The 16,247-nt window shown below is 68.5% G+C and carries 11 protein-coding genes; 7 read left to right on the top strand and 4 right to left on the bottom strand.

The features are described 5' to 3' along the window. The first annotated feature begins 35 nt into the window (after nt 1-35). The 4 genes from ACWF9G_RS04200 to ACWF9G_RS04185 all read left to right on the top strand — a co-directional run bounded on the left by ACWF9G_RS04200 (nt 36) and on the right by ACWF9G_RS04185 (nt 4,967). Nucleotides 36-1,142: a hypothetical protein gene (locus ACWF9G_RS04200; protein WP_452513551.1), complete on the top strand. Its 1,107-nt coding sequence runs from the start codon at nt 36-38 to the stop codon at nt 1,140-1,142. 118 nt (nt 1,143-1,260) lie between these two features. Next, nucleotides 1,261-2,622, top strand: a complete 1,362-nt coding sequence (locus ACWF9G_RS04195) for a S1 family peptidase (protein WP_379305522.1) — start codon at nt 1,261-1,263, stop codon at nt 2,620-2,622. Between the two features lie 155 nt (nt 2,623-2,777). Continuing rightward, nucleotides 2,778-4,034: a S1 family peptidase gene (locus ACWF9G_RS04190; protein ID WP_379305524.1), complete on the top strand. Its 1,257-nt coding sequence runs from the start codon at nt 2,778-2,780 to the stop codon at nt 4,032-4,034. Between the two features lie 87 nt (nt 4,035-4,121). Then, nucleotides 4,122-4,967: an NRDE family protein gene (locus ACWF9G_RS04185; protein WP_379305526.1), complete on the top strand. Its 846-nt coding sequence runs from the start codon at nt 4,122-4,124 to the stop codon at nt 4,965-4,967. Nucleotides 4,968-5,023: 56 nt separating this feature from the next. Here ACWF9G_RS04185 and ACWF9G_RS04180 read toward each other — a convergent pair whose 3' ends face one another. Beyond that, on the bottom strand, nt 5,024-5,713 hold the full coding sequence (locus ACWF9G_RS04180) for a hypothetical protein (protein ID WP_452513548.1): 690 nt from the start codon (nt 5,711-5,713) through the stop codon (nt 5,024-5,026). Nucleotides 5,714-6,219: 506 nt separating this feature from the next. On the opposite strand from ACWF9G_RS04180, the gene ACWF9G_RS04175 reads away from it, so the two are divergent. Next, complete coding sequence (locus tag ACWF9G_RS04175; RefSeq protein ID WP_452513546.1) at nt 6,220-9,429, top strand: (Fe-S)-binding protein; 3,210 nt, start codon at nt 6,220-6,222, stop codon at nt 9,427-9,429. Nucleotides 9,430-9,655: 226 nt separating this feature from the next. On the opposite strand, the gene ACWF9G_RS04170 is transcribed toward ACWF9G_RS04175, so the two are convergent. Beyond that, nucleotides 9,656-10,174: a YdcF family protein gene (locus tag ACWF9G_RS04170; protein WP_452513544.1), complete on the bottom strand. Its 519-nt coding sequence runs from the start codon at nt 10,172-10,174 to the stop codon at nt 9,656-9,658. Between the two features lie 300 nt (nt 10,175-10,474). On the opposite strand from ACWF9G_RS04170, the gene ACWF9G_RS04165 reads away from it, so the two are divergent. Together ACWF9G_RS04165 and ACWF9G_RS04160 are read left to right on the top strand one after the other, a co-directional pair. Then, a complete protein-coding gene (locus tag ACWF9G_RS04165) occupies nt 10,475-11,797 on the top strand; it encodes a UDP-glucose dehydrogenase family protein (RefSeq protein WP_379310404.1) in 1,323 nt (440 codons plus the stop codon). Between the two features lie 87 nt (nt 11,798-11,884). Beyond that, a complete protein-coding gene (locus ACWF9G_RS04160; RefSeq protein WP_452513542.1) occupies nt 11,885-13,240 on the top strand; it encodes an Hsp70 family protein in 1,356 nt (451 codons plus the stop codon). A 1-nt stretch (nt 13,241) separates the two neighbouring features. Here ACWF9G_RS04160 and ACWF9G_RS04155 read toward each other — a convergent pair whose 3' ends face one another. After that, nucleotides 13,242-14,519 carry a YibE/F family protein gene (locus tag ACWF9G_RS04155; RefSeq protein WP_379310406.1) on the bottom strand — a complete coding sequence of 426 codons (1,278 nt, stop codon included), beginning with the start codon at nt 14,517-14,519 and terminating at the stop codon, nt 13,242-13,244. 463 nt (nt 14,520-14,982) lie between these two features. Then, nucleotides 14,983-16,236, bottom strand: a complete 1,254-nt coding sequence (locus ACWF9G_RS04150) for a pyridoxal phosphate-dependent aminotransferase (protein WP_379310407.1) — start codon at nt 16,234-16,236, stop codon at nt 14,983-14,985. Nucleotides 16,237-16,247 lie beyond the last annotated feature (11 nt).

Genomic DNA, 16,247 nt, shown 5'->3' with positions numbered 1-16,247 from the left:
GCGGAGGACGTCGACGCCGAAGCGAGGTAAATCGGATGGCCACTGGGGTCGGCCTGCGCATGGCCGATGACGAGTGCATCGCCGCGGTGGTCACCGAGGACGACACGGTGCGGATCGTCGCGCGCGACGCGGTGCTGCACATGTCCGACGACGGTGACGCGGCGCTCGGCGGGCCTGCGCCCTCCGGGCACACCCACTCGATCGCCGGTTTCGTCCGCGCGGTCGGCGACCCGGCCGGGGTGGATGTCGACGGCGGCGAGGCCTACCGCGCCGAGGATTTGCTGGCGACGGCGATGTTCTGCCTCATCGATCTCACCACCGAGCACCTCAGCGGCCCCGCCGAGTTCTACGCGACGCATCCGGCGCACTGGTCGCCGGAGATCGTGCGCGGTGTGCGCGAGGCGCTGGACTATCTGGGCCTGAAGTCGGTGGCGCTGCTCGGCGAGGACGAGTTGCCGCCCGCCGCCGACGATGCCGACGCAGGCCGCTCGTTCGCGACGGCCGCCGCCCAGGCCGCGCTGGTCGCGGTGCTGGCGACACCGGCGGGCGCGACCCCGCCCGATCCGATCGTCACCGAGAACGCGATGGTCGCCACCGATGTGATGCCCGCGGTGCCGCGTCCGGCGGCGACCGCGCAGGCGTATTCGGCGGCGATGCCGGTGATGTCGCAGCCGACGAAGGCGCTGAACCCGACCACGGCCATGCCGGTCGTGCCCGTGGAACCACCGGCGCCTGCGCCGGCTCAGCGCAGCCGGACCCCGCTGCTGATCGCCGCCGCCGCGCTCGTCGGACTGCTGCTCGGCGGCGTCGCGGTCTCGGTTGTCCTCAGCGGCGCCGAGCCGACCGCGCCGCCGCCGATCTCCGACGCGCGCCCCGACTCGCTCACCGTGACGCCGACGCCCGTGCTGCCCCCGCCGCCGGTCGCCGAAACCGCCACGCTGGAGCCGGTCGTCACCGCGACCACCGAGCCCGAACCGGAGCCGACGACCAGCACCGAACCACCGCCGACGACCACGCCGGAACCGACCACCACCGCGCCGTCGACCACGCCCGGCCGCAGCACCACCCGCCCGCTGCTGCCGTTCGAGAACTACCCGCCGGGCTCGCTCCCCTCACCCATGCGGATTCCCGGCTACAACTGATCCGGTGCGGGGGTACCGTAACCGCGCCCGCCGCGCGATCGTGCCCTAGAGTGATGCGCTGATCGACATCACAGCCGCCGGCGGTGGTCTCGATCACTCGTGCCGACGAAGGGATTTCATGCGCAAGTTGGTGGCGCGTCGCGCCGCAGTCAAGGCAGCCTCCGCCGGTTTCGCCGCGACTGTTCTCCTGGCACCCCTGCTCGGCTCAGGCATCGCCGCGGCTGAACCCGCCGCGCCGCTTCAGCTTTCCGCGGACGCCCTGCCCGCCGAGCTGGTGACGGCACTCTCGCGCGATCTCGGGATGACCCCGACCGAATACCTCGACCGCGCCGCCCGCGCGCAGCAGCTGCGCGACTACGCGACCGACTTCCGCGCCGAGAACCCCGACACCTTCGCGGGCGCCTGGCTGACCCCGGAAGGCAAGGCCGTCGTCGCGGTCACCAACGCCGAGGCGGGCAAGCTCGCCGCGGCGGACGGGTACCAGACCCACCTCGCGCCGATCTCGGCCGGCGGCCTGGAAGGTGCGCTGCTGCAACTGAGCCAGTGGATCGCGAGCCTGCCGCGCGAGATCTCCGCGCCGATCAGCTCGATCGCCATCGACGTGCTGAACAGCCAGCTGGTGCTCAACGTCGCCAACACCGGCACCGGCCACCTGCTGAACCTGCCGACCCTGATCGCCACCATCAAGGTGGTGCTCTCCCCCGGCGGCGGCGGACCGGTCGAGCGCAAGCCGATGGGCGGCGACACCTACATCACCGCGACCAAGGACCTGCGCGACGCGACCCTGCGCGGCGTCGACGTGTGCTCGTTCGGCTTCAACAGCACCGACGCCGCAGGCAACGCGCTCAATATCTCGGCGGGCCACTGCAACCCGAACATCGACAAGGGCGGCAGCGCGCCGGTCTACGTGCCGAACGTGCGCGACATCCCCAGCAGCCCCGAGGTCGGTTCGTTCGCCAAGGCCGTGCTCGGCGGGCCCGCCGCGCTGGACTACTCGGTGATCACGCTGAACGAGCGCGCGGTCAACGCGGGCATGGATCAGCCACGGGTGCGCGGCGCGAACGGTACGACGCTGGCGATCACCGGCACCGCCGAACCGGTCACCGGAGCCCCGGTCTGCAAGACCGGTCAGTCCTCCACCTTCACCTGCGGCTTCGTGTCGGCGGATCGGGTGGAGACCCAGCTGTTCACCGCCGAGGGCGTCAGCAAGACCATCCGTGGCTTCGCCAGCACCGCCTGCACCCTCGGCGGCGACAGCGGCGGCGCGATCGTCTCCGGCACCCTCGCGCTCGGCATCACCAGCGGCTCCAACGCCTCCGAGGCGCCCAACTGCACCGAGGCCAACACCCAGCTGGCCCCCTACGGCGGTACGGCCTCGCTCGGCGTGCCGATCCGGCCCATTCTGGCCGATATCGAGGCCACCTCCGGCGGAGGTCTCGGCAGCGGAATCTCGGTGCGCACCAAGCCGAACGCGGGCTGATCCGATAACGATCCGACCACGCGGACCGGGTGAGCGAAATCTCTTGCCCGGTCCGAGTGGGCATAACCCGCTCCAGCCCATATAGTTCGATCATGCTCCTGCCACGTATGGGTCGCACCCCGTCCGCGCGAAGCTCGAGAAGAGCTCGGAAGTCCATGATCGCCGCTTCGGCGGCGATTCTGCTGTTCGGCCCCACGATGGCGGTTGCCGATGCGCAGCCCACCCCCGACCTGCCCGCCCAGCTGGTGGAGGCGGTCACCCGCGATCTGAAGATCTCCCCGGAGGAGTACCTGCGCCGCGCCGATATCGCGCAGCAGGTCGCCGCGTTCTCCACCACCGCCCAGCGGCAGTTCCCGGCGACGTTCGCCGGCGCCTGGCTGAACGACGCCGGTAACGCCGTCGTCGCGCTCGCGCAGGGCCCCGGTATCGACGAGGCCCGCGAAGCCGCCCAGTCGGCCGGTTTCGAGGTTCGCAATGTCGCCAAGAGCGAGTCCGCGCTGCGCGGCGAGAAGACCGCGTTCGAGAACTGGCTGGCCGCCGCACCGCCGGAGGTCGCCGCCCTCGTGCGTGGCGTCGTCGTCGATCCCGTGAACAACGCGATCGCGGTGCGTGTCGACCAGGCCGGGCTGCCGCTGCCCAGCTTCATCGACCCGTCCCGCGTCGTCGTCACCGCGCCGCCCGTGGCAGGCGAGCGCGTCGAGCTGAACGCCACCCCCGTGGCCGGCGACGGCAACGGCGCACTGGCAGGCGGCGACGGCTACGCCTCGGTGGTCGGCCGCAGCTCGCTGCGCTGCTCGCTCGGCTTCAACGGCACCGACCGCGCCGGCAACGTCGTCAACATCTCGGCGGGTCACTGCAACCCCGATCTCGGTACGGCCGGTACCGCCGACGCGGCCGCCGTCTACGAGCTGAACGGTGATCGCGCGGGCGCCCAGGTGGGCACCTTCCAGAAGTCGGTGCTCGGCGCGCAGGACTACTCGATCATCCGGATCAACGACAACTCCCGTCCCCGCTTCGAGAACAACCTCGTGCGCGTGCCGGGCAACGCCCCGATCGCGGTCGACGGCGTGGCTACCCCGGTGGTCGGCGCCCCGGTCTGCAAGTCGGGTGCGCGTACCGGCTTCAGCTGCGGCATCATCAACGGCGTCGACCAGACGGTGCAGGTCGGCGATCGGCAGATGACCCAGAGCTTCTCGGCCAACATCTGCGCCCTGCCCGGCGATTCGGGCGGCGCGATCGTCACCGGCCGCCTGGCGCTCGGCATCTCCAGCGCGTCGTCGGTCGCCGACTACCCGATCTGCGAGATCCCGAACATCATCGGCGCGATCACCGGTGACGTCCCGCAGCTGTTCGCGCAGCCGCTGAGCGTCGTCCTCTCGGACAACCCGGGCCTGGCGGTCCGCACCAACTGATCGCGGTTTCCGCGGGCACAGAGCAGCTCGGAAAGGCCGGTAGCAGTGCGCTACCGGCCTTTCCGGCGTCCAGGGCATGCTGGGGGCATGTGTCTGGTTCTGCTCGCCTGGCGGGCGCACCCCGAGTACCGGCTGATCGTGGCCGCCAACCGGGACGAGTTCTACACCCGCGACACCGAGTCGCTACGCCGCTGGCCAGGGGAGATGCTGCTGGCCGGGCGTGATCTCGGCGCCGTCGCACCGGGTACGTGGCTGGGTCTGCGCACCGACGACCCGCGGTTCGCCACGGTCACCAATGTCCGCAATCCGCACGACGTCCCGCCGCACCCGCGCTCGCGCGGCGCACTGCTGATGGACTACCTGCGCGGCGCAGCGGCGCCGTCGGACTACCTGGGCGGGATCGCCACCGCGCCGGACGACTACATCGGCTACAACCTGCTCGTCGGCGACCTGCGCACGCTGTGGTGGCATTCCAATCGCAGCGGCACCGGCCCCGCCGAACTCGCGCCCGGTCTGCACGCGCTGTCCAATTCCGCCCACCTGGCGTCGGAGCCCGGATTGATCCACACCCGTCCCCAGGCTCCGGTGGTGACCGGTGCAGGCGCGCCGCCGCTGTGGCCGAAGGTCGCCACCGGGCTGGCCGGTCTGCACGACATCGTCGCGACCGCGCCGCATTCCGTCGAGGACTACTTCACGCTGCTCGCCGACCGCACCGAAGCGCCCGACGAGCTCCTGCCGCGCACCGGCATCCCGCTGGAGTTCGAGCGGGCCGTCTCGGCGCGCTTCGTCGCCCACGATCTGCACGGCACCCGCGCGAGCACGGTGCTGCTGGTGCGCGAGGACGGTCACTACACCATGGCCGAGCGCACATTCGGCCGTCACGGTGAAGCAGGCGGCTCGGAATCACTGTCCGGGGTCGTCGATCTCGGCTGAGAACGCGGAAGGCCCCGCTCCGGATCGGAGCGGGGCCTTCGCGGTGAAGCTGTGAATCAGTTGGCCGGAGCGGCGGCCGGAGCAGCCTTCGGCTTCTCGGCCCAGACGGTGGTGCCCTCGGGCGCCTGCATGACGTTGAGCAGCTCGATGCCCGCGGCCAGCATGGTCGGACCGCCGATGACGATCATGCCCAGGATGCCGCCGACAGCGGCGCCCAGCGGCAGACCGGCCAGGCAGCCGACACCGAACAGCGGCAGACCGAAGACGCAACCGACGACGGCGCCGATGGCGGTGCCGACGAAGGTGCCGATCGCGGTGCCGATGCTGAACTTGCTGGAGAAGTCGTTGATCGCCTTCTGGTTCTCCTGCGCCGAGGCGATCGGATCAGCCTTGAGGACCGGCTTCACGCCGACCGGCTCGGTGCCCAGCTGCAGGCCTTCCGGCTTCTCCGGGGTCAGCTCGAGGACGGTGCTGTCCTTGGTGACCGCGGACTTGGTCGGGATCTCGGTGCCGTTGACAGTGAAGTCGATCGGCAGCGAGACGACCGTGGCGCCGGTGGTGTCCTTGATCTCGGCGACCTTGGTCTTCGGCGCCTCGGGAGTCTCGCCGTCCTGCTCGACGATCGAGAAGGTGCCGTTCTGCAGGGTGGCGACGATGGTCTTGTCGACCAGCTTCACCGAGTACTTGATGTCCTGAGCCGGGGCGGGCACCGGCTCGGCGTGCGCAGTCCCCAGCGAAACAGTCATTGCGCCGATAACCAGTGCGGCTGCCGCAGTGGTCCTACGGAAGTTCATTCGGGTTCCAATCCATCAGGTGTGATGTGATGTGCGATCCGCGACACGCGAGACCCGTCAAGCAGGGACACACCATGAGGTGTCCCTTACTTCTCCCCGAGCAGTGTGAAGACCGGCACAGCAGCAGAACAGCTGGAGCCTAATGGACCGAAACCCGGGAAGCCAGAAGCAATCTCGGTCGACGGAGTTAGCCTGACCTTAGCTCCGCCGCAGATCACGCACGGTTTACGGTGTTCACCAGCAGACTTGGACACCTTGCGGCAAACATTTATGTGATATTGCTCACAGGCAAAACCTAGGTCAAGCCGCAGTAAACAAGGTCAGAGCGCAAATGCCGATCCTACGGTGGACACCGGTAGTTACTGGCCGGTAACTTAGCGCCGGTTACGATACGAGCCAACCGGGTGAGTTCGTCTCGCCCCAAGACCCTCGTGTTGCCTCTAAAGAAAGGTCGCGACATGAATGCCCTGACAATCACGTTGGGCACGATTGGAGCAGTGCTCAGCCTGTTCTGTTGGGCGTCGTTCCTCGGCGGCGCATGGAGCATCGGCAAGGCCGTGACGATCGGCCAGTCCGCGCCGGACCGGTGGCGACCGTTCTTCCCGCGGTTCAAGACCATGCTCGTCGAGTTCATCGCGCATACGCGGATGAACAAGTTCCGCACCGTCGGCTGGGCGCACTGGCTGGTCATGATCGGCTTCCTGGCCGGCGCGCAGTTCTGGTTCATGGCCTACGGGCAGACCTTCGAGCCCACCTGGTCGTGGCCGTTCATCGGCGAGACCTGGTGGTTCCATCTCGGTGACGAGATCCTCGGCGTCGGCACCGTCGTCGGCATCGCGACGCTGATGATCATCCGCCAGCTGAACCACCCGCGGTTGCCCGCGCGCCTCTCCCGCTTCAGCGGCTCGAAGTTCGGTCCGGCGTACTTCGTCGAGTGGGTCGTGCTCACCGAGGGCATCGGTATGGTGCTGGTGAAGGCCGGTGTGCTGTCGCTGACCGGGCACTCCACCTGGACCGACCCGGTCACCGGCCAGCTCGCCAAGATCATCCCGCCCAACGTCACGCTGATCTCGATCTTCGCGTTCGTCAAGCTGATGTCCGGCATGGTCTGGCTGCTCGTAGTGGGCCGCAACATCACCTGGGGCGTGGCCTGGCACCGCTTCTCGGCCTTCTTCAACATCTACTTCAAGCGTGAGGCCGACGGCACCGTCGCCCTCGGCGCGGCCAAGCCGATGATGTCCAACGGCAAGGTCCTCGACATGGAGAACGTCGACCCCGATGTCGACAACCTCGGTGTCGGCCGCATGGAGGACTTCTCCTGGAAGGGCTGGCTGGACTTCTCCACCTGCACCGAGTGTGGTCGCTGCCAGTCGCAGTGCCCCGCCTGGAACACCGGTAAGCCGCTCTCGCCCAAGCTGCTGATCATGTCGCTGCGCGACCACGGTTACGCCGCTGCCCCATACCTGCTGGCCGGTGGCCGCAAGGATCCCGGTGGCGACGAGATCGGTCTGGTCGACGCCGACGGCAAGCCCGACGAGGCGAAGCTGGCCAAGATCTCCGAGGCCGCTCGCGCCGAGGCCGAGCGTCCGTTGATCGGTGGCGAGGACGTGCACGGCGTCATCGACCCCGAGGTGTTGTGGTCGTGCACCACCTGTGGTGCGTGTGTCGAGCAGTGCCCGGTCGATATCGAGCACGTCGACCACATCATCGACATGCGCCGCTACCAGGTACTGATCGAGTCGGAGTTCCCCTCCGAGCTGGCCGGTCTGTTCAAGAACCTGGAGAACAAGGGCAACCCGTGGGGCCAGAACTCCAAGGACCGCCTCAACTGGATCAAGGAAGTCGACTTCGACATCCCGGTCTTCGGTAAAGACGCCGACAGCTTCGACGGCTACGAGTACCTGTTCTGGGTCGGCTGCGCCGGCGCCTACGAAGACCGCGCCAAGAAGACCACCAAGGCCGTGGCCGAACTCCTGGCCACCGCGGGCACCAAGTTCATGGTCCTGGGCGCGGAGGAAACCTGCACCGGTGACTCGGCTCGCCGCGCGGGCAACGAGTTCTTGTTCCAGCAGCTGGCCATGCAGAACATCGAGGTCATCAACTCGGTGTTCGAGGGTGTGGAGCAGTCGCGTAAGAAGATCGTCGTGACCTGCGCGCACTGCTTCAACGCGCTCAACAACGAGTACCCGCAGGTCGGTGGCACCTACGAGGTCGTGCACCACACCCAGCTGCTCAACCGCCTCGTGCGGAACAAGAAGCTTGTTCCGGTCGCGTCGGTGTCGCAGAACATCACCTACCACGACCCCTGCTACCTGGGTCGGCACAACAAGATCTACAACGCCCCGCGTGAGTTGATGGAGGCCTCGGGTTCGACCCTGGTCGAGATGCCGCGCCACGGCGAGCGGTCGATGTGCTGTGGTGCCGGTGGCGCCCGGATGTGGATGGAAGAACAGCTCGGCAAGCGCATCAACGTCGACCGTGTCGACGAGGCGCTCTCGACCAACCCGACCAAGATCGCGACCGGTTGCCCGTTCTGCCGGGTCATGCTCAACGACGGTGTCACCGCCCGTCAGGAACAGGGCCTGGGTGAAGGTGTCGAGGTCGTCGATGTCTCGCAGCTGATGCTGGACTCGATCACCCGCATCGACCCCGCCGAACTGTCGGCGAACCTGCGCGTCGTCCAGGAACCCAAGGCCGAGCCCGAACCGGAACCGGCCCCGGTCGCCGAGGTCGCGACCGAAGCCGCGCCGAAGGCCGCGCCTGCCGGTGGTGGCCTCGGGATGAAGGGTGCCGCCAAGGCACCCGGTGGTGGTCTGGGCATGAAGGGTGCCGCGAAGGCACCCGGCGGCGGACTCGGCATGAAGGGTGCTGCCAAGGCTCCGGGCGCGAAGGCGCCTGCCGCCGAAGCCGCACCGGCCGCCGAGGCGGCTCCGGCCAAGGGTCTGGGTATGAAGGGTGGCGCCAAGGCACCCGGCGGCGGACTCGGCATGAAGGGCGGTGCGAAGGCTCCGGGTGCGAAGGCAGCCGAAGCGGCACCGGCCGCCGAGACCGCGGCTCCCGCGGCACCGGTCAAGGGTCTGGGCATGAAGGGTGGCGCCAAGGCACCCGGCGGCGGACTCGGCATGAAGGGTGGCGCGAAGGCCCCCGGCGCGAAGGCTCCGGCCGCTCCCGCCGAAGCCGCCGCTCCCGCCGAAGCCGCTCCCGCCCCGGCAGCCCCGCCGGTCAAGGGCCTCGGCCTCAAGGGTGGCGCCAAGGCTCCGGGCGCCAAGGCTCCGGGCGCCAAGGCTCCGGGCGCGAAGGCTCCGGGCGCGAAGGCTCCCGCCGCCCCGGCAGCTGCGACCGCCCCGGCAGCGGAAGCGGCCCCCGCCGCCGAAGCTCCCGCCGCGGCCCCGGTTTCGGCCCCCACCGAGACCAAGCCGACGGTGGCCGCCAAGGGTCTGGCCATGAAGTCGGGCTTCAAGCGCCCCGGCCCGAAGGCCCCCGGCGCCGCGGCCCCGGCCGCACCGGAAGCTCCGGCCGAACCGGAAGCCCCCGCGGCGGAATCGGCCCCCAAGGCCGAGCCCACCAACGGCAACGGCAACGGCACCCCGCCGGTAGCCCCGCCGACCGCCAAGCCCGGCGGCCTCGGCTTCAAGTCCGGCGCAAAGGCCCCCGGCCGCAAGAACTGACAACTGAACAAACAAAGAGGCGCGGATTCCCGGAATCCGCGCCTCTTTGCTGTCTATCCCCAGGTTGTCGCCACACACCAGCGCGCCGCTGCAATCCGGTCACGCACCAGCCGCCGCCGGAATTCGGCGGGGCGCCCTTCGCGTAGAACTCCGCGAACCTTGGGCCAGGAAACCCACTGTGACTGCCGGTTACGAGGAACCGGTGTTCGCGGTGCGCGGTGCGCGATCAGCAATCCGCGAACAAGGCCTTGGCGTATCCCGCGGATTGGTAGGCATAGTCCCAGGCCCAGCGGGCCGGTGAGAGGTGGGGTTTCGGGTCGACGAAGAGGACTTCGCCGGACCAGCACTTGCCGAGGATGTAGCGAGCGCGGGAGACGTGGGGAGTGAAGGTGACGACGATGACGCGGTCCCAGTTCGCACCGAGGCGGGCCAGCTCGCGGCCTTCGCCGAGCGTAGTGCGGGGGCTGGGGTCGAAGCAGAAGACGTCGAAGCTGTAACCGCCGTGGCAGATCCGGTTGACCATCGGGCTGTGCTCGTAGGGGTTGGAGATGAGGACGCGGGGTGCGTACCCCTCGGCTGCCAGGCGTAATCCGAGCTGTTCGCGGCCGTCGTGTGCCCCGCCGAGGACGAGAATCGCGTCGGCGCGAGCCAGCTCGTCGGTCTGCGGCCGCACATAGACCGGCCACAGCGCGACCACCGCGACCAACACCGACAATCCACCAGTGGCGAACAGCATCCGGCGCATACGCGAATGCTAGTGACCTCCACCGGTCCGGCGTAATCGTGCAATTCGCGTTCGTCCAGTCAGATATCTGGTTACGAAGACGCCGATTGCACGATTACACCGGAGCTCCCGCGAGCCGAGCGGTTCGCCGGAATGCAGGCCGACGATCCGAACCCCGCACCGACCGCCACCACATCACCGCAGGTGGAAGCCCTGTACAGCAACAACCCGATCCCGCGTTTCCCCCTGTACACCAGATGTTGCGCCCGCTCTTGCCTCGCTGACGCGGCGTAGCCACGCGCGCGGCTTACCAACAGAAGCATGCGATGCACAGTCTTCGGAACGGGGTACCTGGGGGCCACGCATGCCGCGTGTATGGCCGAGCTGGGGCACGATGTGGTCGGGGTGGATGTGGATCCCGGCAAGGTGGCCAAACTGGCCGACGGTGTGGTGCCGTTCTACGAACCGGGCCTGGACGAGGTGCTGCAACGCAACCTCGCCGCGGGCAGGCTGCGGTTCACCACCGACTACGAGGACGCGGCGGCCCACGCCGACGTGCACTTCCTCGGGGTCGGCACACCACAGAAGAAGGGCGAGTACGGCGCCGACCTGAAATACGTACACGCCGTGGTCGATACCCTCGCCCCGATGCTGGAACGCCCGGCGATGATCGTCGGCAAGTCGACGGTCCCGGTGGGAACCGCCGCGGCGCTGGGCGATCGGGCCCGCGCGGCCGCGAATGTCGACGTCGAGGTCGCCTGGAACCCGGAGTTCCTGCGTGAGGGTTTCGCCGTGCAGGACACCCTGCGCCCCGACCGCCTCGTCCTCGGCCTCGACCACAGCCGCGAACGTTCGGGCTGGGTCGAGCAGCAGATCCGCGAGATCTACGCCGACCTGATCGCCGCCGAGATCCCCTTCCTGCTGACCGACCTGGCCACCGCCGAATTGGTGAAGGTCTCCGCGAATGCCTTTCTGGCGACGAAGATCTCGTTCATCAACGCGGTGTCCGAAGTCTGCGAGGCGACCGGCGCCGACGTGACGATGCTGGCCGACGCCCTCGGCTACGACGCCCGGATCGGCCGCCGATTCCTCAATGCCGGACTGGGTTTCGGTGGCGGCTGCCTGCCCAAGGACATCCGCGCCTTCATGGCCCGCTCCGGCGAGCTGGGCGCCGACCACGCCGTGGCCTTCCTGCGCGAGGTCGACAACATCAACATGCGCCGTCGCACCAAGGTGGTCGACATGGCCGCGCGCGCCTGCGGCGGCTCGCTGCTCGGCGCGAACGTGGCGGTCCTCGGCGCCGCGTTCAAGCCGGAATCCGACGACGTGCGCGATTCGCCCGCGCTGAACGTGGCCGGGATGATCCAGCTGCACGGCGCGGTCGTCACCGTGTACGACCCGAAAGCGGTGGAGAATTCGCGCCGGGTGTTCCCGACGTTGAACTACGCCACCTCGGTCGCGGAGGCGTGCGATCGCGCCGATGTGGTGCTCGTCCTGACCGAGTGGAACGAATTCACGGCGTTGACACCGGCCGATCTGGACCCGGTGGTGCGGTCCCGTTCGATCATCGACGGCCGTAATTGCCTTGACCGCGCTACCTGGCGGGAAGCCGGGTGGGTGTACGCCGGACTCGGCACCCCGTAGAGTGGCGATCCAAGCGGGGGCTGCCGGACCATAGATCCGAGTACGCAGGCTCCGCATGTCGTGCAGTAGGAACGAGATGGGCAGCTGATGAGTGCGGTATTGGGAGTATCGGTGGGGGCCGGCACGGTGCGCCTCGCACGCCCACAGCACGGTGGCCCCCACGGGTTCGTCCCCCCGTATTCGTTCGAGCTGCACACCATTTCGATGCCGGAGCACCAGGCCGAGGAGTCCGCGGCCGAGACGATCGCCCAGGCGCTGGCCGCATCGCCCGAGGTCACCGCCACCACGGTCACCTTCCGCAGCGATCGGCAGGCCAGGGCGATCAGGGCCGCGATGGCGCGCCGCCAGCTCACCAACTATCAGCTGGTCCCCGAAGCCGTTGCCGCCGTGCACTTCGCGCACGCGACCAGCGATATGCGCGAGGTGTCCACGCTGGCGGTCTACGACCTGGGCAGTTCGGGTCTCACCGTGAGCGTGATCAACGCCCGCACCAGCGACGTATACCAATGCGAGCGGATCAGTGACATCAGCGGCGACTACCTGGATTCGCTGATCAGGGAACAGCAGATCGCCTCCGGCCGGATCGCGCATCCGGCCGATCCGGTGGGGCTGGCCGCGCTGGACGCGCTGTGCCGGGCCGCCAAGGAACAGCTGTCGAGCAACAACGCGGTGGCGCTGCCCAGTGAGCAGGGCCTGGTGCTGCTCACCCAGGAGAACTTCGAAGCGCTGATGATGCTGGCGATCGAGTCGTCGGCGCGGATGACCCGCGATGTCATCATCCGCGCGCAGCATCCGGTGCAGGCGATCATGGTGATCGGCGGCGGCGCCCGGATTCCGCTGATCGCGCGGGTATTGGAACGCACGATCGGCGTTCCGGTGATCGTGCCCGCCGAGCCGGAGACGGCACTGGCCCGCGGCGCGGCACTGCTGGCCCGTCCCGCGCAGGTGCAGCAGGCGCCGGTCGGTCCACCGGCCGCCCCGATCGGTGACGCCGAGGACGCGACCCCGGCATGGCTGACCGCACCGGCCCGCCGTCGTCCGCTCAGCGCGCTGACCAGCCGCGGCCACAACCGCCGCGAGCTGAATGCCGCCGTGCTGACGGTGAGTTCGCTGGTGGTGGTCGCCGCGATCGGACTCGGCCTCGGCTACGGGCCGGAGGTGCTCGAGCGCGGCAATTCCAGCGACGGTCCGCAGGCGGTCCCCGCGACGACCTCGCCGCGTCCCTCGATGGCCGGTCCGACCTCGGCCGCGGCGCCGACCACGGACGCGATGCACGCGACCGTGGCCGCGCCGCCCACCCGTCAGCAGGGTGCCCAGCCGACCACCTCGGCCTCGCCGACGCAGGGCCCCAACACCTTCACCGTGGTGCCGGGCCTGCCGCCGATCGTGGTGCCGACGCTGCCGCCGGTGGTGTTGCCGGGCTTCCCGCCGCCCGACCAGTAGGTCAGGTCCTGGCGTGCCTGGCACGCTGCGGCGCCACCGCGACCGGCTTGGCGCCGAACGGCCGGGCGAGCAGCACCGCGATGCCGGTGGTCAACGGCACCGACAGCGCGAGCGCGATACCGCCGACCGCGGACCGGGTGATCTCGATGGCGACGGCGTCACCGGTGAGCACGTCGGTGATGGATCGCCCGGCGACGCTGAACAGCAGCAGCAGCGGCAGTGCGCCACCGGCATAGGCGAGCACCAGGGTGTAGACCGTGCTGGCGATGTGGTCGCGACCGACGCGCATGGTGGCGGTGAAGATCTCCCGCCGCGACGCGTCCTCGTCGAGCGCGGCGAGTTCGAAGGCGGCCGAGGCCTGGGTGATGGTGACGTCGTTGAGCACGCCGAGCGAACCGATGATGAACCCGGCCAGCAGCAGTCCGGTGATGCTGACGTGCTGAAGGTAGGTGGCCACGTTGGTGTTCTGCTCTTCGGACAGGCCGGTGAGGTTGGTGACCTCCAGCGTCAACCACGACAGGAAGGCCGCCAACAGCATCGAGGCGAGCGTCCCGAGCAGCGCGGAGCTGGTCCGCAGATTCACCCCGTGCGCGAGGTAGAGCACCACGTAGAGGATCAGCGCTCCCGAGACCAGCGCGACCGGAATCGCGGGCTTGCCGTCGAGCAGCGCGGGTAGCAGGAACACGACGACGACGGCGAACGCGAAGAGCAGCCCGATCAGCGCCCTGAACCCGCGCCACCGCGCGACGACGCAGATGACGACGACGAACGCCAGCACGATCAGCAGCAACGGCAGCCCGCGAGAGTAGTCCTCGAACGCGTACAGGGTGGCGCCGCTCGGATCCTCGGCCCGCACGACCCGGATCCTGTCACCGGCTCGCAGATCGGGTTGCCCTGGCCCCGGCGCGATTTCGAACAGCGTCTTGTCTCCCTTGTCGGGCCCCGACCGCAACTCGACAATGCTCCGCTGACACGTATAGGCCCCCGTCCGCGGCGGCTCGGGCTTGTCGCTGAACACCTTGCCCTGCGAGGGACTCCCACAGGGCCCGATGTCCTGCAACACCACAGTCCCCGCCTCGGTATGCACCGCCTCCCCGGTAGCGGTCTGCATAGGCAACGGGATCTCGACGTGCTGCGCGCTGGGCCACAGAATCACCGTCGCAACCAACACCACCACCCCGATGACCGCAAGCAGCCCCACAACAACTTTCGCCGCAGTAGCACTGATAGCGATAGGCCCTGAATGATCGTGATGATGGTGGTGATGATGATCGCTCACCGGGCAGAGCTTAAAGGATCTCGTTTTCAAGAACGACCCGACGCAACCCACTACTCACGCAAGAACATGGGTAACTCACCGGGAACGGGCTACCCCGACCAAACCCCCCAACCGCCGGCCGCAAACACAAAACCTCCCCGCGCCTAGGTCTGGCCTAGATTCGCGGAGAGGCGGGTTTGTGGGGGCGGCGGAGAGCAGGGGGATGTCTCCGCCGCCCGCAGGCAGGCGCCCAGGGGGGTAGGCGCGCGTACCTGAGGCTCTCGGTTGTCCAGGGGGGGTAGACAACCGGGCCGGGCGCCGAAGCGCCGAGGACCACTGTACACAAAAGCTGGACTTTTGCACTAGTAGATCTCTAAAAACTCCAAGATTCCGAACCCCGAGTCTGTTTTGGTCCCCCTATCTAGATGACCAGGTTGCCCAGCCCCTACGAAACTCACAGGTCAAGACCCTGACAGGTGAGCACTCACTGCCGGTAACTGGACAAGAAATTGCCGAATCGCTCGATCGCCACCGCCAGATCCCGCGCCCACGGCAGCGTCACGATCCGCAGATGATCGGTGTCGGGCCAGTTGAACCCGGTGCCCTGCACCATCAAGATCTTCTCCTGCAGCAGCAGATCCAGCACGAGCTTTCCATCGTCGTGGATCTCGTGCACGTTGGGATCCAGACGCGGGAACGCGTACAGCGCGCCACGCGGCTTCACACACGACACACCCGGGATCATGTTGAGCCGCTCCCACGCCACATCGCGCTGCTCGAGCAGCCGCCCACCGGGCAGGATCAGGTCCTCGATGCTCTGATGCCCGCCGAGCGCCACCTGAATGGCGTGCTGCGCGGGCACGTTCGGGCACAGCCGCGACGAGGCAAGCAGGTCGATGCCCTCGAGGAAACCGGCGGCGTGTTCTTTCGGTCCGGTGATCGCGAGCCAGCCCGACCGGTACCCGGCCACCCGATACGCCTTGGACAGGCCGTTGAACGTCAGGCACAGCAGGTCGGGCGCGAGCGAGGCCAGCGAGACGTGCTTGGCGTCGTCGTAGAGGATCTTGTCGTAGATCTCGTCGGCCAGCAGCAGCAACCGATGCTTGCGCGCCAGGTCCACGATCTGCTGCAGCACCTCCGCCGAGTACACCGCGCCCGTCGGATTGTTCGGGTTGATCACCAGCAGAGCCTTGGTCTTGTCGGTGATCTTGGCTTCGATATCGGCGATATCGGGCTGCCAGCCGTTCGACTCGTCACACAGGTAGTGCACCGGGGTACCGCCTGCGAGGCTGGTCATGGCCGTCCACAGCGGGTAGTCCGGCGCCGGGATCAGCACCTCGTCGCCGTTGTCGAGCAGCGCCTGCATGGTGACGGTGATCAGCTCGGAGACGCCGTTGCCCAGGTAGACGTCGTCCACGTCGAGCTCGGGGAACCCGGGCACCAGCTCATACCTGGTGACGATCGCGCGCCGGGCCGACAGGATGCCCTTGGACTCGGAGTACCCCTGCGCGTACGGCAGCGCCGCGATCATGTCGCGCATGATCACATCGGGCGCCTCGAACCCGAACGGCGCCGGATTGCCGATGTTCAGCTTGAGAATGCGATGACCCTCGGCCTCCAGGCGTGCCGCCTGTGCGTGTACCGGCCCACGGATCTCGTAGACCACGTCCTGCAGCTTCTTCGACTGCTCGAGGACGCGCGGCGGCACATGCGGGATTTGAGGACTCACCCGGTCCATGGTGCCATCCG

The sequence above is a fragment of the Nocardia sp. NPDC055029 genome (assembly GCF_053608525.1).
Note: the sequence above shows the minus strand (reverse complement) of the source record. Positions and strands in the feature narration are given on the sequence as shown.